Below are 22,756 nucleotides of genomic sequence, written 5' to 3'. Positions count from 1 at the left end.
GTTTTTTCGTATTTAAAAGTAGAATTATTTAACTGCATCCTTCAATGCTTTACCAGGTTTGAATGCAGGTACTTTAGTTGCAGGAATGGTTAAGGTTTTACCAGTTTGTGGGTTTCTACCTTTTCTAGCTGCACGATTACGTACTTCAAAAGAGCCAAAACCTATGATTTGTACTTTTTCGCCTTTAGCCAAGTTATCCTTGATTGATTCGATTAAAGCATCGATAACTTTTTCTGCATCTTTTTGTTTAAGATCTGTCTTTGCTGAAACTTCTTTAGTAAGTTCAGACTTGTTAATTGAAGCCATAATTCTTCTCTTTTCTATAAAAAATATTACACATTCAATGCTATTAAATAGTTTGCATTTTTTCTATACTAATCCACCTAAAGCATTGTGTCGCTTGATATTCGGCAACTTTTATTATTTTAGCACACATATAGCAAGCTTCAACAGTAAAAAGCTAAATGTTACGTTAATTTTTGCTGTTTTAACAAGCGATTGACCATTTGTAGATAATTAAGGTAAAGGGGCTTAAACCGGGAATGTTTCTCCTTTTGCCACGGCTTAGGTTTACCGCAAAAGTGTAAAATTGAGGTGTTTTTCATGACCCATTCGGTGTTGATTTCACCTGTGCTTCTGGTTAAGTAAACTGAGAAAGCTCTGGCATCGTAGTTCCAGCGCGTTTCTGGAATTTTTAAAATATCTTCGCCATATAGATAATTGAGAATATCTTGATCTGGCAAAATTAAAGTATCATGATGCTCTTCAATTGCCTGAGTAATTTCTGTAATTTTAATTTTTGTACGCATTTGATCTAAATCCATCAGCATTATTCCAGAGTTAAAGTACCCAGTTGATGTACCCAGCCTGATATTATTAATTGAACTCATAATGTCCGTTAACCCTTCATGAACTGAAGCTGCAAACATTTTACCTTCAAGGTCTAACTCCCACAAGGGCACTATTGAATTAATAACTAAAATGTCAGGATCAAGATAAATAATTCGATGTAGATCTGCTGGCAAAATTTTACTTGAAAGTAATCTGAAATACATTTCTTTAGGATAATCATGCAAGTTGAGCAATGAATCAGGAAATTTAATATTCTTATTCATAGTCAAAGTGGATACCTGAATTCCTATTTTTAGCCCAAATTTTTTTAATTTATTCAGAGCATGCTGGTTAATATTGTCGTAAATTAGCCAGACATGAAACTCTTCAGTCATATTGTTCAGCCTAAGGGAATACATCATAACTTCGAGTGGTTTGATATAGTTTTGGTCTATAGTGACCAGTATTTCGATTGATTCTTTTTGCGACTTTTTCATGAAGTTCTTCCTTTAATAACATTTTTTATGTTTTCACTATTTCTAAGTATAAAGCAAAAGTAGATTCTGTACCTCATAATATAAGTTGTAAAAAAAACTAAATGCCACAAGATTAGAAGGTAAAATAATTGTTTTGATATTGTAAAAGAAATTATTTATTCAAAGTAGTAGAATGTACATAAATAAGTTTTTCAATAATGAGGTGTCAAAATGAAGAAAAAACTTTTGTTAAGTATAGTTGGAGCTGCATCTTTGACTTTAGGACTGAGTGCAAGTAAGCCAGTTTTGGCTGCAGATTCTTCTGCATCAACCACGAATCAGAGCCAGTCTGCAACTTCTACAACAAGCTCTGACAAGAAAGATTCGACCACAACCAATACTACTGATACAAGCAAAAACAATAACGGGCTATCTACAACAACTGAAGACAAAAATAAACCTTCTTCATCGGCAGATACGACAGAGAAGCCTAAGAAAAATAATACTAATTCAAATAATGCGATAAAATATTTAGGCAAAACTGTCAAATTAAAGAGAAATGCCTATATATTTGACAGTAAGGGTAAAAGAATTAAAAACAAAAAACTGAAAAAAGGAACAATTCTTTCAATTACGGGTTTTACCACAGTTAAAAATAAGAGCTACTTGCAAATATCATTAAATGGCAAGAAAACTAAGAAGAAAGAATACGTAAAGCCAGGTAATGTAAAGCTTTTTAAAGTTGCCAGCTACAAGGTAAAACGCAACGCTAAAGTATACAATAGCAAAGGCAAGCTTCTGGTAAAAGGAAATAAATATTCATACGTTAAAAAAGGTACAACAGTTTTTGTCTATAGTACCAAGAAGATCAAAGGTAAAAAGTTAGTAGGAATATCTGAAACACAGTTTTTAAAATGGTCTGATTTAGTTCATAAGACTGGTAAAGCAGTTATCAAATAATTTTTTCTGGGAGGCAAACACATGACTGATCCTGTTTTAAAAAGAGTAGCTGTTAGAAAATACACTAATGAAAAAGTTGCTCAAGATGACATTGAAAAATTGATCAATGCCTTTCAGGCAGCACCTTGTGGCATGCACCAAACTGATGTAATGCAAATGACAGTGGTTGAGAATGAAAAATTACTGTCACAAATAGAACAGGTTACAAGTAACGCTTGCTATAATGCTCCTTTATTATTTGTCATTAATGTTAAAAAGAATAATGAATTTGGTGAAAGAGACGCATCTGTTGCAGCAGAAAACATAATGATAGAGGCTGCAGAACTCAACTTAGGTTCTGTTTATTTAATGAGTGCAGCCAGTGTACTTAATTCTGCCAAAAATTTGGAAGAAGAGCTTGGTGTTCCGGAGAATTTTGAGACCTGTGTCATTGTTGCCTGTGGACATGCTTCAGAACATCCTAATGATGACAGATCTACCAGGTATAAGGTTATAAGAAAATAATATTATTTTATAGTTTTGTATTAAACTTTAGCCATACTTTTTTTGATGAAGTGTGCTAAAGTTTTTATTTTGCGCAAAATATTTAATTTATTGCAACGCAAATGGTTTATATAAATGTTACTTGGTATAATAGTTATGTAAGCGTTACATTTATTTACTTAAGGAGCTATTATATGAAAAAGATTATTAATGATCCAGCAAATGTTGTACCTGAAATGGTCAATGGTATGGTCAGATCTTATCCACAATTTATTTCTCAAGTTAAAGATACCGAAGCTGTTATGAGAGCAGATAAGGATTCAATGACCGGGAAAGTAGGTATTGTCAGCGGGGGAGGTTCAGGACATGAACCTACTCACGCAGGTTTTGTAGGTAAAGGGATGTTGAGTGCAGCTGTTTGCGGGGAAGTGTTTACATCCCCAACACCTGATCAAATATACGCAGCCATCAAAGCAGTCGATCAAGGTCAAGGTGTCTTTTTAGTAATTAAAAATTATTCAGGAGACGTCATGAACTTTGATATGGCAAAAGATATGGCTGATATGGACAACATCAAAGTAAAATCAATTGTAGTCGATGACGATATTGCTGTAGAAAACAGCACATTCACGCAAGGTAGACGTGGTGTAGCCGGTACTTTATTTATGCATAAGATACTTGGCGCCATGGCTCAAAACGGCGCAAGTTTAGACGAAATTGATGCAGCAGCCAAAAAAGTTTTGCCTAATATTAAAACAATTGCTGTAGCTTTATCGGCTGCTACCAATCCCGAAACTGGTAAACCTGGTTTTGTATTAAAAGATGACGAGATTGAATTTGGAGTTGGCATTCATTCAGAGCCTGGCTATCGTCGTGAAAAAATCAAACCTGCTAAAGACTTAGTATCTGAATTAGTGGGCAAGTTAAATAATGAAATGCATTTAGAGCAAAATAAAAAGTATGCTGTTTTAGTTAATGGCATGGGTGCAACTCCTTTGATGGAACAATATATTTTTAGTAATGATTTGCTTGATAAATTGGCGGAATTTAATGTTAAACCTGCCTTTATCAAAATTGGTAATTACATGACATCGCTTGATATGGCTGGTATTTCACTCACAATTTTTGAGTTAGCTGACGAAAAGTGGCTTGAATATCTTAATCAACCAGTTGAAACGATAGCTTGGTAAAAGAGAGGGAAATAATATGGGATTAACGGTTAAAAACGTAGTTGAATGGATCAATAAATTTTCCGTAAAAATTGAGCAGAATAAGCAATTTTTAAGCGATTTAGACACTGCAATTGGCGATGGGGATCACGGGTTTAATATGAGCCGAGGCATGAATGCCGTCAGTCAAAAACTGGATTTAGAGCCAAAAACTATTACTGATGCTTTTAAACAAATTGCAATGACTCTTATTTCTACTGTTGGTGGAGCTTCAGGCCCATTATATGGCACAGCTTTTTTAGAAATGGCCAAGAAGAGCGCTACTAGCGATGATATTGGTGAATTACTGGATGCTGCATTAGCTGGTATTAAAAAACGTGGCGGTGCTAAACCAGGTGACAAAACGATGGTTGATGTTTGGTCAGTGCTCGTACCTGAAGTGAAAGCGCATAATTTAACTCAAGAAAAAATTGATTCTGCTGTAGCTGCAACTAAAGATTTAGTAGCAAAAAAGGGTCGTGCTTCATATTTGGGAGAGAGATCAAAGGGTCATGTTGATCCCGGCTCACAATCTAGCGGCTATCTCTTTGAAGCTTTACTGGAAACTGAAGGTATACTATGATTTTAGGCATTACGTTAGTATCACATGTTCCCGAAATACCTACCGGTTTGACTAAACTTTTAGATCAAGTTGCCAAAGATGTATCAATCACAAATGCTGGTGGAACAAATGAAGAAGATATAGGTACCAGTATGGACAAGGTTTTGCAAGCTTTTTCTGACAATAAAGCCGATGAAATTTTGGCTTTTTATGATCTTGGGAGTGCCAAAATGAATCTTGAACTGGCGATGGAAATGACTTCTAAAAAGATTCATTTGTATGATGTAGCTTTTATTGAAGGTGCATATACTGCTGCTACTTTGATTGAAGCGGGAGTTGATTTAACTGAAATAGAAAAACAACTTGAACCCTTAAAAATTAAAAAATAGGTTTAAAGCTTCAATTTAAAAGACTTTGCTAAAAATAACAGTTATAAAAATATAACGGAAATTTTTAAGAAATTAAATATAAATGCTATATAATCAAAGAAATTAAATAACAGTTTCTTAAACAATTTTTTAAAAATTATTTTATTTAAAGAAAGTGTTTACACAAGCAAAATTTTATAATATATTTTGTTAGGGAGTAATTTACTACTAAACATTATTTGAGGCTTATGAAGCCTAATAATCAAAGTAGGAGATTAAAAAATGAATAATAGTTTAACAATGCAATTAGTGGGAGAGTTCATTGGAACTATCATCTTAGTATTGCTCGGAGATGGCGTTTGTGCCGGTGTCAATTTGAACAAGTCGAAAGCAAAAGGCAGTGGCTGGATCGTTATTTCTTTTGGTTGGGGTTTTGCCGTAACTTTCGGAGTATTTTGTGTTAGTTGGCTTTGCCCAGGACATTTTAATCCGGCAGTGTCATTAGGAATGGCTATTGCAAACAAATTGCCATGGTCTTCAGTTTTACCATATATGCTGGCTCAAATTGCTGGGGGTTTTATCGGTGGCATTTTAGTTTGGCTAACCTATTTTCCTCATTGGGAAGAAACCACTGATCAAGAAGGCATTTTAGGTTCGTTTGCCACAACGCCTGCCATTAGAAACTATACTTGGAATTTCTTTACTGAAATGATTGCTACGTTTGTTTTGGTATTTGGCTTGTTGGGATTAACCAATGCTAAATTGGCACCAGGATTAAACCCATTACTAGCAGGATTTTTAATTACCGCAATCTGTTTGTCCTTAGGAGGACCAACTGGAATCGCGATTAATCCGGCCCGTGACCTGGGACCAAGACTTGCACATCAGTTTATGCCAATTGCCAACAAAGGTGGCTCCGACTGGGCTTATAGTTGGGTTCCAATTTTTGGACCACTTTTAGGTGGCGGAATTGCCGCATTTTTGTTTAATGTTATTGCTTAAACTTAAAAAAGTTCATGACTTTAAAAAGTCGTGAACTTTTTTTATTTGCAAAATTTCACTACGGTTTAAAATTGCGTAATATTTCAATTCCTTTCTGCTGATATTTATTAGGTATAAAAGTTTTTCTCATAGCAATTTGCATATATGCCCAAAGCCGCTGGCCAGGTTTTAAATGAATTACGTGAATGTCAGAAAAGTCTTTAAGACTGCTTTCCATTACTAAAGCTATACCAACATTACGCTTGACCAAATCAATTAAAAGTTTCATTGTAGTTGCAGTATAGGAAATTTGAGGAGTAAAATCCCCTAGTTTTGCTTCTTGTTCCAAGCATTCCCTTGTCAAATAGCCTCGAGTGCGAGCGACAAATTTGCACTCACGCAAGTTGGCAGCACTAATTTCATGAACGTTATGCCATTTATCAGTGTTACTAGTAATTACCACCAGTTCAGTTTTTTGTAAGTTATGAATAAAATATTCGGGATCATTAATGGGAACCATCCATGAATAAATAGCAACATCGACATTGCCATTGGTTAAATCAGCAAATGCGTCTGCAGATCGCTCTATCTTTGATTCAATTAAATCTGTAATTCCAGCTTGATAAAATTGTTGAATAATGTCGGCAATATATAAACTACCGGCTTCGCCAGAAAAAGCGAGTCGGATTTTTTTATCGCTGGCGTGCATTACGTCGTAATTGATACTTGCCATATCTTGTAATAATATTTTTGCTTTACGATATAGTAGTTCTCCGGCATCAGTTAAAGTAATCTTGCTTTTGCGATTTTTTTGTAAAATCAATGGATCTGCGAATTTATCCGCCAGGCGTTTAATAGCCATTGAAATTGTCGGTTGAGTAACATCAAAAGTATTAGCAGTTAGCGTATAATTACCAGTTTCGACTAATTTACAAAAATATAATAGATCTTTTTCGTTCATTTGTACTTCCTAAATAAATTTTATTTATAAATGTATCTTTTTAAATTATATTAAAATTCACTTTAATGTACAAGAAGTACTTGCTACTATGCATTTTATCGCAACTAAGAAAGCTAAATTATGAGAAAAATTTAATTAGATTTAAAAAGCACTTCAAGCTATATTTACCAAAAGAACGATTTATAAGAAAGTTAAGGTGAAAAATTTGATCTACGATTCAACTCTCGAATGGGATGCCGTTTATGACGTAATTGTAGTCGGATTCGGTGGCGCTGGCGCTGGTGCTGCTAGATTCGCAGCAGATAGCAATGCCCATGTTCTACTGATAGATGCGGCTCCTGAGGGTCATGAAGGGGGTAATACCAGATACGCTGGTGGTGCATTCGCGTGGAGTGACAATTTTGAGGATCTACGTGAGTATTATAAACAAACTTATTATCCCTTCAAGTATGATCCTAAAGATCTAGACGCTTTTGTCAATAATGTTTTAAAAATGAAAGATTATTCACAAAACTATTTTGGCATTGAAGCTCAGTACACTGGTAGAAGACCTAAAGGTGAATATCCAGAATACAAACATGCGGAAACTATGCGCTCACAAAGCATGACTTCTGGTATGTATAATGGCGGATTCTGGAAATTGTTACGTAAAAAAGTTTACGAGCGTTTAGACAAAATTGATGTTTGGTTTGAAAGTCCTGCACAACATTTAATTCAGGACCCCAACACTAAAACCATTTTAGGTGTGCAAATAAAACATAAAGGAATCAATAGAAATGTAGCTGCCAAAAACGGAGTTGTTTTAGCTTGTGGTGGCTTTGAAAATAACCAAGATATGGTTCAAAACTTTTTAGGTCAAGGTTCTTTAGCTCCAATTGGTACTTTATATAATCAAGGTAAAGGAATTGATTTAGCAGTTGAAGCTGGCGCTAGACTGTGGCATATGTCCAACTATGATTCACATGGTTTTTCTTTAAGAGAAGGCGCGCCAAGAGAAAAATTTGCCTATATGATCAACTGGAAGAACTTGTTTAATGGCAGTATTTTCGTTGCTGGCGATGACGGCACGCGGTATTACCGTGAAGACGAAGAGGACCGTCATGGTTACAAATACAACCACGGCAACTGGATTATGCCTCCTAACCAAAATCATCCACATATTATCATGGATCAAAGACAATTTGAGCAACTAGTTAATGACGATTCAGATAAGGCTGAACAAATTAAAAGCCTGACCACCTATGCAGTAAAAGCAGAAACTATTGCTGAATTGGCTGACAAGATTGCCGCACCAAAATTAGCTGAAGCTGTCAGTGATTTTAACTTTTTAGTCAATGAAAAAAAGCGCGATATGTTTTTAAATCGCAAAATTGAAACAATGCGTGCTTTTGAGTCAGGCCCATATTATGCTATCCCAATTTGCCACAACATTCTGCACACACATGGTGGCGCTCGTCGTAATGAAAATTGCGAAGTTTTAGACATGGAGAATAATGTTATTCCTCATTTATATGAAGCTGGTGAATTAGGAGATATTTTTGCTACCAAATATGTTGGTGCAAACAGTATTGCTGATTTGTTAATTTCTGGCAAAATTGCCGGAGAAAATGCAGCTTGGCCTAAAAGAAAAATGGATGAGCTTGATGTGGTTACAGGAGCTTCTGAAAATCCTGATCTAAAAACTGATGCTCATGCTTCTTCAACTGATTTTGAAGCTGGCCCAAATCAGGGTATTGGTATTAGCGAAAATGGCATTAATGATGTACCAATAGTTGTGCGGGTCACCATGTCAGGTGATAAAATTTCTCAAATTGAGACACTACAAGAAAAAGAAACTCCTTATTTGGGAGGAAAAGCAATCCCGGTTCTAACTAATGAAATGATTGAAAAGCAAACTACAGAGGTTGATGCTATCAGTGGCGCAAGTACAACTAGTGCTGCTTTTAAAGAAGCTGTCAACCAAGCGATTAAGAATGTTGAACGACAATAAATGAAAAGCTTTGTGATAGTTCTAAGTATTTAACAATTAACAAATAGATTTATAACTTGCTATTGACCGTATACCCCAAAATATCGCAAGGTTAGTGATTTTAAATAATTGATAACGAATACTTTGAACAAAAGCAATGCTTTAAAACTTATAAGCTCTGCATTTCATAGAAAAAGCACTGCAAAAGGAGAGAAAATGTTAGATAAAATTCAATGGAAAAAGTGGGTTTTACCACTAGCTATTGGCATTGGCTTATGGCTGTTAACTCCATTAAAACCAGCGGCAATTAACGTTCAAGCTTGGCACCTATTCGCTATATTTATTGCAACTATAATTGCTTGTGTAACTAAACCATTGCCTATGATGGCAACTACTATCATAGCTGTAGTAATTGCTACATTAACCGGTATTTTTAAGATGGAAGAAGTCACTGCCGGCTTTGGTAATTCCACGGCATGGATGGTCGCTATGTGTATGTTTATGGCGGCCGGCTTTATTAAATCAGGTCTTGGTAAAAGAATTGCCTACTTCTTTGTCAAAACTTTTGGCAAGAGAACTTTAGGTTTGGCTTATGCCTTATCCTTAGTGGAAACTGTTCTCGCAGTTGGTATACCAAGTAACAACGCTCGCGTTAACGGTATTATGTACCCCATTATTGATAACTTATCAAGAGAAATGGGTTCAGATCCTAAAAAGGGAACTGAGCGTGATATGGGTTCATTCCTTGTTTTTACAGAATACGAAGTTAATATCGTTACATCCACCATGTTTCTAACTGGTTTAGCCGGTAACATGGTGGCATTAGGAATAGCAAAGACGCAAAACGTTACCATTTCCTGGATGCAATGGTTTGTAGCTGCTATCGTACCGGGTATAATTTCCTTAATATTAGTACCCTTTATTCTGTATAAAATTTACCCGCCTAAGATCAAAGAAACACCTAATGCTCATGCTTGGGCAGACAAAAAATTACAAGAATTAGGCAAAATGACGGCTGCAGAAAAAATCATGGGTGTGGTTTTCGTCCTGTCAGTTGTATTATGGCTAGTAGGTTCTAAGTTTGGCATTGATGCCACTTTAGTCAGCTTTATTGCAGTTGCATTACTATTGGTATTTGGCGTAATTAATGTTAAGGATATTTTAGGTCAAAGTTTTGCTTGGAACATCTTGACTTGGCTTTCAATTATCATGTTGATGTCTCAAAAGTTAATGACTTTGGGCTTTTTCCCTTGGTTCTCAAAGACTTTAGGTAGTGCACTTCATGGTATGAACTGGGTTTTAGTACTGGTAATCTTATTCTTGGTTTACTTCTACCTTCACTATTTATTTCCAAGTGTTTCTACACAAATTTCTGCTCTTTACGCAGGATTTCTCTCAATTGCGATTGGTGCCGGAGTGCCACCTATGATGGCAGCGTTAATGTTAGCTTTGGACGGTTCTTTATACTTGTCAACTTCAAGCTATTCGGCAGGTCCTGCTGCTTTACTTTCTTCAACAGGCTATGTTTCTAACAAAGATTGGTGGAAACTAAGCGCCATAATTGGTGTTGTACTTAACATCATCTGGTTAGGCGGCGGTCTGATTTGGACTAAAGTTATCGGCATGTGGTAATAAACAGGCTTTGAATTTTTGATTCAAAGCCTGTTTATTTTTGACCCAATTTGATCTTTTAAATTTGTAGCTTGTTAGTTTCACGACTCTAGTTTACTATTATTACTATACTGAATAAAAAGGAAGATCATAATGAAAAAATGGGCTGTAATATCAACTTGGAGCATGTCATACGATGGGTTGTTAAAAGCAAGCAGTATGTTGCAAAACGGTGAGAGTGCAGGGGATGCCGTTGAAAACTTAATAAAAAAAGTTGAATCTTACCCCCTTTATAAATCAGTAGGCTATGGCGGACTTCCTAATGAAGATGGAGTTGTTCAGATGGATGCCGCTTTTATGAATGGTGATACTTTAGCACAAGGCTCAGTAGCAGCTATTGAAAATGTGAAGCATGCTGTTTCTGTAGCTAGAAAGTTAAGTTTAAATAAGACTAACAGCTTTTTAGTTGGAGAAGGCGCAACTAAATTTGCTATGCAAAATGGCTTTGAAATGACCAATATGCTGACAGAAAGAGCAAAAAAAATATGGCAAAATAAGGTAAAAGAGCAATTTAAAACTGGATTGCATCCCTATGATGGCCACGATACTGTTGGTGCACTAACACTTGATCAAAATAATTCAATGGCTGCAGCTACATCAACTTCAGGCTTATTTATGAAAAAAGATGGTAGAATTGGCGATTCACCGTTATCAGGTTCTGGATTTTATGCTGACAGTCATATTGGGGCAGCCACTGCAACAGGTTTGGGAGAAGATATTATGAAAGGTTGTCTTTCATATGAAATAGTTCGCAGAATGGCAAAAGGTCAGTCTCCTCAAGATGCTTGTGACACAGCACTTTACCCATTTTGTGAAGATTTAAAACAGCGCTATGGTCAAGTAGGAGAAATTTCTTTAATTGCTTTAAATCGAAAAGGTGAGTGGGGAGTAGCTACTAATGTGGAATTTCCTTTTTGTGTTGCTAATGAAAAACAAAAAGCTCAAATTTTAATGGCTAACCCTGGAAAAAATCAAAAGACTCAGATTGAGCCTATTTCACAGTCTTGGTTAGATGATTATCAAAAACAAATCAATGCTCCGGTCGAGTAACGTTTAACTAAAAGAAAGAGAATAAAATGCTAAAAGAAGCGTGTGTTGAAAATTTTTATAATATTCCTCATGTAATTAAGGCTGGCGCTGACAGATTAGAGCTGAATAATGATTTGGCGTTGGGTGGCACTACGCCTTCCTATGGCGTAATAAAGAAATCTGTCACTTATGCTGAGAATTTTAAAATACCGGTTGTCATAATGATTAGACCTAGAGGTGGAGATTTTGTTTATAACGAAAATGAAATCGGCATAATGGCTGATGACATTGAAGCGTCTGCCAAACTGGGTGCTCAAGGAGTGGCTTTTGGATGTTTGACCAACAATAATCAAATAAATAGAATTCAAATGAAACATCTAATTACACTAGCTCGTTCCTTAAACGTTGAAGTCGTTATGCACATGGCTTTTGATGACATATCAAATGATAAACAGAAAACAGAATTAAACTGGTTAGCAGATCAAGGAGTCAAACGAATTTTGACACATGGTGGAAAATTAGACAAACCTATCTTGGCAACAATACTCCATTTAAAAGAAATAATTAAATGGGCGAATGATCGTATAGAAATTTTGCCAGGTGGAGGCATCACAACCGAAAATAGTAATTTGGTTAGTGCAGAACTGAATGTTAATCAACTTCATGGCACAAAAATTGTAAAATAAAAGAGCTTCAATGGAAGCTCTTTTTTGTATTATTTAAAAATTAATTAGTTAATTAAAGTTCTTGAATATATTGCTTGGCATTTTTGGCTGCTTGTCGACCAGAATTAACATTATGAGCGCAAGCAGACCCACCTAGAGTAATCGTATATACATCACGATATTGCATAGTAGAATCCATTCCAGAAGCGTATAATCCAGGAATTTTTTCGAAATTATTACTAATAACTTCAAATTTTCTATTTGACCCTATTCCACCAACGCCAATTAAATTAGACGGATCTAAGCGAGCGATGTAGTATGGACCATCTTCCATTGAAACTAACATTTCTTTATCCTTATTGAATTCTAGATCTTTGCCATTGTCACAGTAAGAATTGTATAGTTTCATTGTCTTGGATAAAATTGCAACAGGAAGGTTTACTTTTTGTGCAAGTTCTGAAATTGAATTTGCTTTGAATAATGAATTTCCTTCGTTTTCTTTTAGAGCCTTAGCTAGTATTTCATCTGCGTTTTCAACGTTCTTGGTTAGTTTATCAAAAATTCTTTGTGTGAATATTTCATATGTGACTTTTGTAGCTTTAATTGCCATTCTTTGATATAACAAATTATACTTTTTGACATTTTCATTCACAAAACGTCTGCCATCTTGATTGACAAACACTACTGGGCCTCCAGATGGTAAAGACATAAATCCATTAATAGGATCAAGATATAAATGTACACCTTCATGAGGAAAAGCCTGAATATAGTTCATCATAAATTCTGGAGATTCTTTTAGCATATCCATTGCGCCAACTGACATAGCCATTTGATAACCATCACCAGTATTACTTGGCATTGAACAATAGTGAATATTCTTTGTTGACCAGCCTTGTTGCTCTAACAGATCAGGGTTATGTCCAACGCCCCCTGTGGCTAAAAGCGTTGCTTTTGCATTAATTTTTATATATCCTTCTGGTGTTTTTGCATAAACTCCTTTAATAGTTCCGTTTTCTTCAATAATGCTTGTAGCTGAAGTTTCCAGCAGGAATTTTACGTTAAGCTCATCAGCCTTCTTTTTCATATAAGGTACATATCCGACAGAGGCAAAACCCCCTTTAAACCAGTGAAAAGTCGGAAACATACAAGTACCATGATAGTCGTCGACTTTAGTCAACTGAACACCAAGGTTTACCAACCAGTCAATGTTATCTGCAGAATTATTAATTAAATCAACCCAAAAAGATCCGTCAGCCCTATATTGTCCTAACTCAGCTTCCTTTGAAATTATATCTTCCTTTTCTGCATGTATACCGGCAGCTTTTTGCATTTTAGTGTTAATTCCAAAAATACCTTCAACACCGCCACCATTTCCGGCCACGAAACCGTTCTTGTCAATTACGATTGTATTTAAATCAAGCTGACGAGCTTGAACCGCTGCAGCCAGTCCTGATATCCCGGCACCTACAATTAAAAAGTCGGTATTATATTCCTTAACAATTTGTTCTGGTTTCGTATGCCGGGAAGAAAAGTCGTTAGAAAAATGCGCTGAAACATGTCTTTTATTCAGATTAATTTCTTTTTGCTCTTTCTTGTATTCTTGAGCGTTGCCTCCTGCTTGCTCAATGACTTTTTCTACTGCATTTAACAGACCATCAACAGAATGTGTTGCTCCAGAAATTGCATCTACGGATAAACTTTGATTCTTAATAATTTCATTTGGAACTTTAGTAAATGCTGTCTCTTCTAAACTTCCAGGAATCATTTTCTTCTTTGTTTTAATTTTACAAATTTTGTCATTTTTAATTTCGACCTCTAATGGCATTTCTTCATTTTCGTATTCATGAGCTATAATGTCATAATTTCCAGATGTAAGTTTTTTCACTTTAAATTTCCCCTTTCATTTCAGTGATTACGCCAATGCTTACAAAAATAAATATAACATTGTTCAATTGTTTACAAATAATCTAGAATATGATTATTAATAAGATTTACTTATTAAGAAAGGAATAGAAATGAACTTTGAACATTTAAAAGTATTTGTAAATTTGGCAGAAACTTTAAATTTTTCCAGGACGGCTATAGAAATGAATTTATCACAATCAGCTGTTTCGCAAATTATTTCTTCAATGGAAAATGAGCTTAATTTTTTCTTATTTAAAAGGACTAGAAAAGAAGTGCATCTGACTGAAAGTGGAAGGGAATTTTATCATTCTATCAAGCCATTATTAAATGTTTATGATAAGTCGGTTCAAAAAGCAAAATCGGCTGCTATTAGAAAAAGGAATAATCTAACAATAGGTTATAGTGGAACGCCTTATGAAATTTCTATATTACCGAAATTAATTGAGGAATACAACAGAAACATAGGTAATGATTCACTTTATATTTTTTTAGAAAATTTTGCGCATAATGAATTAAAAGATAGATTGCTTAACGGGGACTGTGATATTATTTTTACGATGCCAGATATCATATCAAAAATGGAAAACGTAAAATATATTAATTTAGTGGAAGGTCATTATTGTGTAAATTTCTATAATTCCTCAGGGATTAAACATAATATTTTTAAAATTTCTGAGCTAAATAAATTTAGGTTGGTTTTCTCTGATAGTGAATGGTGTCCACCATCACAAAATATTTTGCAAAAATATATCGTGTCCGTGAATAAGGATGTTAATGTGGCTTATGCCAACAACATATTAAGTTCTAGTTTAATGGTAAAAGCTGGGCTTGGAGTAGGAATTTGGGCGGACTTTGTTAATGCATACCAGGATAAAACAATTACGAGTGTACCTTTAAATTATTCTATTAGGCCTAAATATGGGATTGCAATGTTAGACTATGGTGTAACAACAAGTACCAAACGTTTTGCAAACTGGTTAAGCAAAAATTATTTGAAATTCAAATAATGATGAAGTGCTCCATAATAGTTAGACAATAATCTGACTATTAGGAGCACCTTTTTTATGACTAAATATTCGACTGCTTTGAAAATTGAAGTTGTTAGTAAGTATCTAGCACGCCAAATGGCTGGCTTAGGCAAAGAATATGGCATTGATTACACGGCTATCAGGAGCTGGGTGGAGCTAGTCCGCGAACATGGTTTAGTTGCTCTGAGAGTTAAACATGTTAAGCAAAAGTAGAATCATGCTGACTAAAAATATAATAAAATTTCTTCATCACTAAATTCTATTATTGCATGGTTAACCCTAACGTCAATGTTCCTATATCGAACACAGAAGTACTAATCCTATTTAAAATCTTATTATTTTTAATAAAAACTTTTTGATTTTTTACGCAAATCCTAGCAAATATAAATTTGTATGTAGCGTTTCTGTCACTGGAAATTTTTTAGTAGTTTCATTTGAAAATGTAGGGCTAAAGTTTCTCTTATATTTTGATATTACTTTAAGCTTTATTATTCAAGAAATATTTAGGCTTGTAATTGTGCTAGTTGACCCTTTTTTAAAAGAAAACATACTTAAAAGGGTATAAGTCCAAAAATAATCAATTTTTTGCCAATTTCACTAATTTTTCAAAATTTTAGTTGACAGAAAATAAGGCATTGATTAGAATATCATTAATATTGATAAAGCGAAGAAAAGATAAGTAAGCTTACAAGTAGCGTTTAAGAGAGTCCTGTTGCTGAGAACGGACCGTGACGGCAAGCTGAAAGTAACTTTGAGCTATATGGTGAATTTTAGTAGCTATTATTGGGTACACCCATTAACGTGTTAGCGTATCGCATTTTTGCCGTACGTGAAGTGACTATGCTATTTGTCATTTTTTGATTTATAGTGCAGTAATATAGGTGGTACCGTGCTAAAGCACCCTTGATTTAAAATCAAGGGTGCTTTTTTATTACCCAAAATAATCTAGCCAACCCTTTATCCTTATTAAATTTATCTGTAATTCTGTTTAGTCTGTAATTCTGTTTAGGAGGAATTGTAATGGAAGAAATTGAGCAAGATGTTAATACAAAACCTTTAACATGGAAGCAATATTTGGTAGTAGCGTCATTGTTGTTTGGGCTGTTTTTTGGTGCAGGCAACTTGATTTTTCCGATTCATTTAGGTCAGCTTTCAGGAGCAAATTGGGGAATAGCTACTTTTGGCTTTTTGGTAACGGCAGTGCTTTTACCTTTACTAGCCGTTTTAGCTATTAGCGCAAGTCATGCCAAAGGAGTTTATGATATTGGCAGGCCACTGGGTAACATTTTTGCTCTAGTATTTATGGTTTTAATCCATTTGACTCTGGGGCCATTATTTGCCACCCCGCGTACGGCAAGCATTTCATTTTCAGTGGGTTTGCAACCAGTTTTGCCGAAATCTGCCGCAAAGCCAGCACTCCTGATATTCTCTGCAATATTTTTCATTTTGGCTTTTATTATTTCTTATAAACAGTCTACGATATTGACTAGTATAGGAAAAATCCTAAATCCATTATTTTTGCTGTTGTTATTTTCGATTTTTTTGTTGGCCGCCATTTCACCAATGGGTGCTGCAAAAAGTCAAAATGTCACAGCAGCGTATCAAAGTGCTCCTTTCTTCAATGGTTTTTTAGAAGGCTATAACACAATGGATGCTCTGGCCGGATTAGCTTTTGGTTATACAATTGTTTCGGCGGTAAGACAGCTGGGAAAAACTTCTGCTAAAAGCAATGCCAAAGTTACAGCTAGAGCAGGTGTGATCGCTACAAGTGCAATTGGTGTTATTTATATTGGGTTAATTTGGGTAGGTGCGACAACTTTAAATCGTTTTAAAATCTCTGCTGAAGGTGGCACTGTTTTTAACCAAATAGTTACTTATTATCTCGGAAATTTTGGCCATGCTTTACTTGCTACACTGGTTACACTAACTTGTTTAACTACTGCTGTCGGTTTAATAGCTGCTTTTGCGCAAGACTTTCACCGTAGTTTTAGTAAAATCAGCTATCATGGCTGGTTGACAATTATGACTATTGTTTCTTTCATCACAGCCAATTTCGGCTTAGATACAATTATTGCCTGGTCAACTCCAATGCTAATGTTTTTATATCCTATTGCAATGGTACTAATTATTCTGTCAATTTCTAGTTCACTGTTTGATCGCGATCCAATTGTTTACTTTTGGGGAATAGTTTTTACATTCATTCCAGCAATTTTAGATATGGTAGCTTCTTTTCCTGCCGTAATTAGTCAAAAACCTTGGGCATTGCAGTTAAGATCAATACAATCACGCTTTTTGCCATTCGCAGATATTGGTATGGATTGGGTAATTCCTGCTGTAATCGGATTAGCAATTGGATTTATTATTCATTTTTATAAAAAAGCAAAAATTAACTAGCTGTGTAAATATAGTTCAAATAATTAAGCCGATATTTTGACATCACCTGTTTATAAAAGTAGATTAAAGAAAAGAACAATTTTGGTGATTTATAGAATGGGGCGGAATATTTTGAATAGTATGAATATGAACCATAGTGAAAATATGAATCATGCGATGAATAATCACTCATCAATGAAAATGGATGATCATGATATGATGATGCATGGTGGCCACATGATGCACATGGGGAACTTAAAGAAAAAATTCTGGGTTTCAGTTTTATTATCATTGCCGATTATCTTTTTGTCGCCTGCAATGGGCGTCCATTTACCTTTCCAATTTTCTTTCACTGGTTCTGACTGGGTAGTAGTTATTTTTGCAACGATCCTTTACTTTTATGGTGGGGAACCCTTCTTATCAGGCGCTTTTTACGAGATAAAAGACAAAAAGCCTGAAATGATGACTCTTATTTCTTTAGGAATTACTACTGCTTATATTTATAGTATTTATGCTTTTGTGAAAAATGATTTGTTAAACAGTAAAGTTCATGTAATGGACTTCTTCTGGGAACTGGCTACTTTAATTTTGATTATGCTTTTAGGCCACTGGATTGAGATGAATTCAGTGATGAATGCCAATAGTTCTGTGCATGATTTAGCTAAGCTTTTACCTGATAAGGTCCACGTACAACATGATGGTCAAACTATGGATATGGCAATAAATGATGTCCAAAAAGATGCAGTAATTTTAGTCAAAGCAGGAGAAAGTATTCCTCTTGATGGGGTTATTCTGAATGGTTCTAGTCAAGTAAACGAATCTTTGGTTACTGGTGAATCACGCGAAGTAACGCGGCAAAAAAACGATAAGGTTATTGGGGGATCAATTAACGGTTCTGGAACATTAACAATTAAGGTTGCTAAATCTGCTAATTCCGGCTTTTTAGCCAGTGTCAATAAACTAGTTCAGTCATCTCAGATGAATAAGTCCAAACTACAAAATTTGGCAGATCGGGTTTCCAGTTGGTTGTTTTATGCAGCGCTAACTTTTGGTATTATTGCTTTTTTGGTTTGGACAAGTTTACGTGGTATAGCTGGTGGTCTAGAGCGAATGGTAACCGTTTTAGTTATTGCCTGTCCCCATGCTTTGGGACTTGCTATTCCACTGGTAAATGCAAAGAGTACCTCAATTGGTGCCAAAAATGGTTTATTAATTAAAAATCGCAATGTCATCAGTGTTAGTTCAAAAATTAATTATTTGCTTTTAGACAAAACTGGAACTTTAACTGAAGGAAAATTTCAAGTACGAAAATATGATAGTTTGGCTAAAAACTATAGTGCTGATGAAGTAATTAGACTTATTGCTTCCCTTGAGCAGGATTCTAATCACCCGATTGCTCAAAGCATTTTACAATTTGCTAAAGAAAAAAATATGAAACTTTATTCATTAGCAAATAGTAAGACTTTAGATGGTAAAGGGGTCTCTGGTACTTTAAATGGCAAGGAATTTCAGCTGATGAACGAAAAAGCTGCTAGAAAGCTAGTTAACCATTTTCCCAAAATAGATGCTTTAAACTACACTTCAAGTTATTTAGTAGAAGGAAATGATCTTTTAGGATATGTTGCTGTTGGTGATGAAATTAAAAAGAACGCTGCTTCTTTAATTAAGCAAATTAAAGATCTTAATATCACTCCGGTAATGCTTACAGGAGACAATGAAAAAGTTGCGCAAAATATTGCCCAAAAACTCAACATTTCCGAAGTACATTCAGGTTTAATGCCGGCTGACAAACAGAAAATCGTTGCAGAGTTGCAAGAAAAAGGTAACAAAGTAATGATGGTCGGAGATGGCATAAATGATGCTCCTAGCTTAGCAAAAGCCGATATTGGAGTTGCAATCGGTGCGGGAACAGATGTTGCTGTAGATTCTGCCGATGTTATTTTGGTTAATAGTGAGCCACTTGACATTATTAGTTTTTTGAATCTCGCCCAGCATACTCAAAGAAAAACCGTTCAAAATTTGTGGTGGGGAGCCGGCTACAATATAATTGCATTGCCTTTAGCTGCTGGGGTATTAGCTCCTTGGGGAATTTTGTTATCTCCAGCTGTTGGAGCAATTCTGATGTCTTTATCAACGGTAATAGTAGCTATTAATGCAGAAACATTAAAAATATAACAATCAGAATTAAGCACTCTTTGGGAGTGCTTTTTGTATTTTTAAATAAATTTTTAATTTTTAAAATGATAGCCCTTTTATTTATAAATATTGAAAAAAGCTCAAAAAACCTGTATCATGAGTGAAAGAGTAATATAAAATTTATTATCAGAAGAATGTCAGCATTAAATAAGGAGACTGAACATGAGCGAAAATGAATATCGTGTTGAGAGTGATACTATTGGTCCTGTCAAAATACCGAAAGAAGCTTTGTGGGGACCACAAACTGAACGCAGTCGCAATAACTTCCCCAGTGGTGAATTAATGCCTCTTGCAATTATTCGGGCATTTTTGCATTTAAAAAAAGCTGCTGCTGAATCAAATGTAGAAGTTGGAGATGAGCCTGAGGATAAAGGGCAAGCAATTGAGGACGCAGTTGATTACTTACTTAAATTAGATGACCATGAACTACGCAAGGACTTTCCATTACATGTATTGCAAACTGGGTCTGGAACTCAAAGCAATATGAATGTCAATGAAGTTGTCGCAAATCTAGCCAACAAGTTGCATCCACATTTGCATATTTTACCTAATGATGATGTTAATAGAGGACAATCGTCTAATGATACTTACCCTACAGCAATGAATATTGTGGCCGTTGAAGCCCTGGATAAACTCGAGCCGGCTGTGCAGCATTTAATTGATGAACTGATAGTAAAACAGAATAAGTATTGGAAAACCGTTAAAGTGGGTCGTACTCACCTGCAAGATGCTACACCAATTACTTTTGGTCAAGAAGTTTCAGGCTATATTTCTGCCTTAAAGCATGATTTGAATTATATTCAAGAACTTAAACCAACATTGTTTGAATTAGCAATAGGAGGGACCGCTGTTGGCACTGGACTTAACGCCGCGCCTGGAATGACTGAAAAAATTGCCGGTAAATTGTCCCAAGTTTACGGGCATGAATTTAACGTTAATAACAATAAGTTTTGGGGCTTAGCTCATCATTCTGGAATTGATGTTGTTCATGGTGCATTGAAAACTTTAGCTGCTGATATGTTTAAGATAGCACAGGATATTAGATTCTTAGCTTCTGGCCCAAGAGCCGGCTACCATGAGCTTAATATACCAGCTAATGAACCCGGATCTTCAATTATGCCGGGTAAAGTTAATCCCACGCAAGCTGAAGCCGTGACCATGGCAGCTGCAAAAGTTTTTGGTAACGATACCACAATTACTTTTGCCTGTTCACAAGGAAATTTTGAAATGAACGTCTATAAAACAGTAATGATTACAGCTTTTCTTGATTCTTGTGACATTTTAACTGGTACTATTACAGAGTTTGCTGATAAAATGATAGCAGGCTTAACAGTTAATGCAGAAAAGATGGATGACTTGCTTGAAAGTTCTTTGATGACTGTTACAGCTCTGTCACCACACATTGGTTATCATGCAGCTGCGAAAATTGCCCAAACTGCAGATAAGGAAGGTACAACACTTAAGGAAGCAGCTTTAGATAGTGGCAAATTAACAGAAGAAGAATATGATAAGTGGATGGATTACATGGAGATGACCAATGTATCTCAAACTAATCCTGAGAAATAACTATTTTAATGTTTTTAGAGGAGAAAAATAAATGGGTAAATTTGTTTTTACGCCTAACGGCAGTGCAGAAATTAAAGACCGCTATGATGCTGTGATCGTTGGAGCCGGTGGAGCTGGTTTAACAGCAGCAATTCAGGCAAAAGAACTCGGACTCAATATTGCTGTTTTTGAAAAAAATGCCGACCTTGGTGGAAATACCAATAGAGCATCATCTGGAATGAATGCTTCTGAAAGTTTGGTTCAACTTAATGAAGGGATTATAGATAATAAAGAAGATTTTTATCAGGAAACCTTAAAGGGTGGAGGCAAATTAAATGACCGTGAACTTTTAAGATATTTTGTTGACCACTCTGCAGTAGCAATTGATTGGCTGATGAACCATGGGATTGAGCTTACAAATCTAACAATAACAGGTGGTATGAGTAAAAAAAGGGCTCATCGACCTGCCTCAATGGCACCCGTTGGCAATTATTTGGTTACAGGGGCTTTGAAGCAAATTCAAGAAAAAAATATTCCTATTTTTAATAATTCTCGAGTAATTAGTTTATTACAAGATAAGCGGAAAAAAGTTGTAGGAATTGAAGTTGAAACTGATTCAGGAGTCAAAAAGGTTCAAGCTACAGCAATTTTACTAGCCTCAGGCGGCTTTGGTTCTTCAAAAGATTTAATACAAAAATATCGTCCAGATCTCGCAAATTATAAAACAACTAATCAACCTGGAGCTACAGGTGATGGACTCAAATTAGCAGCCAAAATTGATGCTCAATTAGAGCAAATGGAATTTATTCAGGTACATCCTACAGCCCAAACAGATACTGATCACGTCTATTTAATAGGTGAAGGTTTACGTGGCGAAGGTGCAATTTTAGTTAACAAATCTGGTCAAAGATTTGTTAATGAACTCAACACACGGAAAATTGTTTCTGATGCAATTACTAAGTTAAATGAGGATGGAGCGTATCTTCTGTTTGATCAAACGATCCGTAATAATTTCACCGCTGTTGAATTTTATGATCATGTAGGATTAGTCAATCAAGGTTCTTCCATTGAGGAATTAGCAGAAAACATTGGTGTTAACAATAATAATCTAAAGAAAACAATTTCAAAATGGAATGGAGCTGTGAAGAACAAAAATGATAGTGAATATCAGCGAACTACTGGAATGGATCGCACTATTGAGCAAGGTCCTTTCTTTGCTATTCATATTAATCCGGCTATTCATTACACTATGGGTGGAATTCATATAACTCCAAAAACTGAAGTTTTGGATTCAGACGGAAATATTATTTCAGGACTCTATGCCGCAGGTGAAGTTTCAGGAGGTTTGCATGGCAATAATAGAATTGGAGGAAACTCAATCGCTGAAACTGTAATATTTGGCAGACAGGCCGGGATACAAATGGCAGAGTTTACTAGACAATATAAATAAATATTTAAAATGCTTAGAAATTCTAAGCATTTTTTATATTATTTAAAAGATGGAAATCATTTTATATTTTTAAAAATTAAAATTTTAATTATTTA

Annotated in this window: 20 protein-coding genes; 16 read left to right on the top strand and 4 right to left on the bottom strand. The window is 35.2% G+C overall.

Annotation, left to right across the window (positions count from 1 at the left end; translation table 11 throughout):
- Nucleotides 1–24: 24 nt before the first annotated feature.
- On the bottom strand, nt 25–306 hold the full coding sequence (locus tag JF76_RS05545) for an HU family DNA-binding protein (protein ID WP_034979630.1): 282 nt from the start codon (nt 304–306) through the stop codon (nt 25–27).
- A gap of 161 nt (nt 307–467) precedes the next feature.
- A complete protein-coding gene (locus JF76_RS05540; protein WP_045928168.1) occupies nt 468–1,328 on the bottom strand; it encodes a glycosyltransferase family 8 protein in 861 nt (286 codons plus the stop codon).
- A gap of 210 nt (nt 1,329–1,538) precedes the next feature.
- Between JF76_RS05540 and JF76_RS05535 the strand changes: the two genes are divergently transcribed.
- From JF76_RS05535 to JF76_RS05510, 6 genes are all read left to right on the top strand, one after another.
- Nucleotides 1,539–2,267 (top strand): SLAP domain-containing protein, encoded by a 729-nt coding sequence (locus tag JF76_RS05535; RefSeq protein WP_045928167.1) that lies wholly within the window; start codon nt 1,539–1,541, stop codon nt 2,265–2,267.
- A 21-nt stretch (nt 2,268–2,288) separates the two neighbouring features.
- On the top strand, nt 2,289–2,771 hold the full coding sequence (locus JF76_RS05530) for a nitroreductase family protein (protein ID WP_045928166.1): 483 nt from the start codon (nt 2,289–2,291) through the stop codon (nt 2,769–2,771).
- Between the two features lie 173 nt (nt 2,772–2,944).
- Nucleotides 2,945–3,940: a dihydroxyacetone kinase subunit DhaK gene (dhaK, locus tag JF76_RS05525; RefSeq protein WP_045928165.1), complete on the top strand. Its 996-nt coding sequence runs from the start codon at nt 2,945–2,947 to the stop codon at nt 3,938–3,940.
- 16 nt (nt 3,941–3,956) lie between these two features.
- On the top strand, nt 3,957–4,541 hold the full coding sequence (gene dhaL / locus JF76_RS05520) for a dihydroxyacetone kinase subunit DhaL (protein WP_045928164.1): 585 nt from the start codon (nt 3,957–3,959) through the stop codon (nt 4,539–4,541).
- The gene (dhaM, locus tag JF76_RS05515; RefSeq protein WP_045928163.1) at nt 4,538–4,909 is read left to right on the top strand and encodes a dihydroxyacetone kinase phosphoryl donor subunit DhaM; all 372 of its coding nucleotides are present in this window, start codon (nt 4,538–4,540) and stop codon (nt 4,907–4,909) included. The genes dhaL and dhaM overlap by 4 nt, the downstream gene beginning before the upstream one ends.
- 261 nt (nt 4,910–5,170) lie before the next feature.
- The gene (locus JF76_RS05510) at nt 5,171–5,890 is read left to right on the top strand and encodes an MIP/aquaporin family protein (RefSeq protein WP_045928162.1); all 720 of its coding nucleotides are present in this window, start codon (nt 5,171–5,173) and stop codon (nt 5,888–5,890) included.
- 58 nt (nt 5,891–5,948) lie between these two features.
- Here JF76_RS05510 and JF76_RS05505 read toward each other — a convergent pair whose 3' ends face one another.
- A complete protein-coding gene (locus JF76_RS05505) occupies nt 5,949–6,830 on the bottom strand; it encodes a LysR family transcriptional regulator (protein ID WP_045928161.1) in 882 nt (293 codons plus the stop codon).
- Nucleotides 6,831–7,035: 205 nt separating this feature from the next.
- Here JF76_RS05505 and JF76_RS05500 point away from each other — a divergent pair, with 205 nt between their 5' ends.
- The 4 genes from JF76_RS05500 to JF76_RS05485 all read left to right on the top strand — a co-directional run bounded on the left by JF76_RS05500 (nt 7,036) and on the right by JF76_RS05485 (nt 12,185).
- Nucleotides 7,036–8,820: an FAD-binding protein gene (locus tag JF76_RS05500; RefSeq protein ID WP_045928947.1), complete on the top strand. Its 1,785-nt coding sequence runs from the start codon at nt 7,036–7,038 to the stop codon at nt 8,818–8,820.
- 195 nt (nt 8,821–9,015) lie between these two features.
- Entirely contained in the window at nt 9,016–10,431 is a 1,416-nt protein-coding gene (locus JF76_RS05495) for a DASS family sodium-coupled anion symporter (RefSeq protein ID WP_045928160.1), read from the top strand.
- Nucleotides 10,432–10,563: 132 nt separating this feature from the next.
- Entirely contained in the window at nt 10,564–11,520 is a 957-nt protein-coding gene (locus JF76_RS05490) for a glycosylasparaginase (RefSeq protein WP_045928159.1), read from the top strand.
- Between the two features lie 26 nt (nt 11,521–11,546).
- Nucleotides 11,547–12,185 carry a copper homeostasis protein CutC gene (locus JF76_RS05485; protein ID WP_045928158.1) on the top strand — a complete coding sequence of 213 codons (639 nt, stop codon included), beginning with the start codon at nt 11,547–11,549 and terminating at the stop codon, nt 12,183–12,185.
- 52 nt (nt 12,186–12,237) lie between these two features.
- Here the strand turns inward: JF76_RS05485 and JF76_RS05480 are convergent, their stop codons facing one another.
- Nucleotides 12,238–14,049 carry an FAD-dependent oxidoreductase gene (locus tag JF76_RS05480; RefSeq protein ID WP_244267928.1) on the bottom strand — a complete coding sequence of 604 codons (1,812 nt, stop codon included), beginning with the start codon at nt 14,047–14,049 and terminating at the stop codon, nt 12,238–12,240.
- A gap of 130 nt (nt 14,050–14,179) precedes the next feature.
- On the opposite strand from JF76_RS05480, the gene JF76_RS05475 reads away from it, so the two are divergent.
- From JF76_RS05475 to JF76_RS05450, 6 genes are all read left to right on the top strand, one after another.
- Complete coding sequence (locus tag JF76_RS05475; protein ID WP_045928157.1) at nt 14,180–15,076, top strand: LysR family transcriptional regulator; 897 nt, start codon at nt 14,180–14,182, stop codon at nt 15,074–15,076.
- A 57-nt stretch (nt 15,077–15,133) separates the two neighbouring features.
- The gene (locus tag JF76_RS10220) at nt 15,134–15,310 is read left to right on the top strand and encodes a hypothetical protein (protein WP_156962759.1); all 177 of its coding nucleotides are present in this window, start codon (nt 15,134–15,136) and stop codon (nt 15,308–15,310) included.
- Nucleotides 15,311–16,117: 807 nt separating this feature from the next.
- Nucleotides 16,118–17,491, top strand: a complete 1,374-nt coding sequence (gene brnQ, locus JF76_RS05465) for a branched-chain amino acid transport system II carrier protein (RefSeq protein WP_045928156.1) — start codon at nt 16,118–16,120, stop codon at nt 17,489–17,491.
- Between the two features lie 120 nt (nt 17,492–17,611).
- Nucleotides 17,612–19,645 carry a copper-translocating P-type ATPase gene (locus JF76_RS05460; RefSeq protein ID WP_045928944.1) on the top strand — a complete coding sequence of 678 codons (2,034 nt, stop codon included), beginning with the start codon at nt 17,612–17,614 and terminating at the stop codon, nt 19,643–19,645.
- 183 nt (nt 19,646–19,828) lie between these two features.
- On the top strand, nt 19,829–21,232 hold the full coding sequence (locus JF76_RS05455; RefSeq protein WP_045928155.1) for a class II fumarate hydratase: 1,404 nt from the start codon (nt 19,829–19,831) through the stop codon (nt 21,230–21,232).
- Between the two features lie 31 nt (nt 21,233–21,263).
- A complete protein-coding gene (locus JF76_RS05450) occupies nt 21,264–22,661 on the top strand; it encodes a flavocytochrome c (RefSeq protein WP_045928154.1) in 1,398 nt (465 codons plus the stop codon).
- The last annotated feature ends 95 nt before the right edge of the window (nt 22,662–22,756 follow it).

This window comes from Lactobacillus kullabergensis, assembly GCF_000967195.1.
GTDB classification, from domain to species: Bacteria; Bacillota; Bacilli; order Lactobacillales; family Lactobacillaceae; genus Lactobacillus; species Lactobacillus kullabergensis.
The sequence above is the reverse complement of the archived record's forward strand: the minus strand, read 5'-3'. Positions and strand labels throughout refer to the sequence as shown.

What these genes read in the sequence shown, in the direction of transcription:
- JF76_RS05450 (WP_045928154.1), top strand. Translation starts at nt 21,264, where the DNA reads ATGGGTAAATTTGTTTTTACGCCTAACGGCAGTGCAGAAATTAAAGAC.
- dhaL (WP_045928164.1), top strand. Translation starts at nt 3,957, where the DNA reads ATGGGATTAACGGTTAAAAACGTAGTTGAATGGATCAATAAATTTTCC.
- dhaK (WP_045928165.1), top strand. Translation starts at nt 2,945, where the DNA reads ATGAAAAAGATTATTAATGATCCAGCAAATGTTGTACCTGAAATGGTC.
- dhaM (WP_045928163.1), top strand. Translation starts at nt 4,538, where the DNA reads ATGATTTTAGGCATTACGTTAGTATCACATGTTCCCGAAATACCTACC.
- JF76_RS05530 (WP_045928166.1), top strand. Translation starts at nt 2,289, where the DNA reads ATGACTGATCCTGTTTTAAAAAGAGTAGCTGTTAGAAAATACACTAAT.
- JF76_RS05485 (WP_045928158.1), top strand. Translation starts at nt 11,547, where the DNA reads ATGCTAAAAGAAGCGTGTGTTGAAAATTTTTATAATATTCCTCATGTA.
- JF76_RS05540 (WP_045928168.1), bottom strand. Translation starts at nt 1,328, where the DNA reads ATGAAAAAGTCGCAAAAAGAATCAATCGAAATACTGGTCACTATAGAC.
- JF76_RS05510 (WP_045928162.1), top strand. Translation starts at nt 5,171, where the DNA reads ATGAATAATAGTTTAACAATGCAATTAGTGGGAGAGTTCATTGGAACT.
- brnQ (WP_045928156.1), top strand. Translation starts at nt 16,118, where the DNA reads ATGGAAGAAATTGAGCAAGATGTTAATACAAAACCTTTAACATGGAAG.
- JF76_RS05475 (WP_045928157.1), top strand. Translation starts at nt 14,180, where the DNA reads ATGAACTTTGAACATTTAAAAGTATTTGTAAATTTGGCAGAAACTTTA.
- JF76_RS05495 (WP_045928160.1), top strand. Translation starts at nt 9,016, where the DNA reads ATGTTAGATAAAATTCAATGGAAAAAGTGGGTTTTACCACTAGCTATT.
- JF76_RS05535 (WP_045928167.1), top strand. Translation starts at nt 1,539, where the DNA reads ATGAAGAAAAAACTTTTGTTAAGTATAGTTGGAGCTGCATCTTTGACT.
- JF76_RS05460 (WP_045928944.1), top strand. Translation starts at nt 17,612, where the DNA reads ATGAATATGAACCATAGTGAAAATATGAATCATGCGATGAATAATCAC.
- JF76_RS05490 (WP_045928159.1), top strand. Translation starts at nt 10,564, where the DNA reads ATGAAAAAATGGGCTGTAATATCAACTTGGAGCATGTCATACGATGGG.
- JF76_RS05455 (WP_045928155.1), top strand. Translation starts at nt 19,829, where the DNA reads ATGAGCGAAAATGAATATCGTGTTGAGAGTGATACTATTGGTCCTGTC.
- JF76_RS10220 (WP_156962759.1), top strand. Translation starts at nt 15,134, where the DNA reads ATGACTAAATATTCGACTGCTTTGAAAATTGAAGTTGTTAGTAAGTAT.
- JF76_RS05505 (WP_045928161.1), bottom strand. Translation starts at nt 6,830, where the DNA reads ATGAACGAAAAAGATCTATTATATTTTTGTAAATTAGTCGAAACTGGT.
- JF76_RS05545 (WP_034979630.1), bottom strand. Translation starts at nt 306, where the DNA reads ATGGCTTCAATTAACAAGTCTGAACTTACTAAAGAAGTTTCAGCAAAG.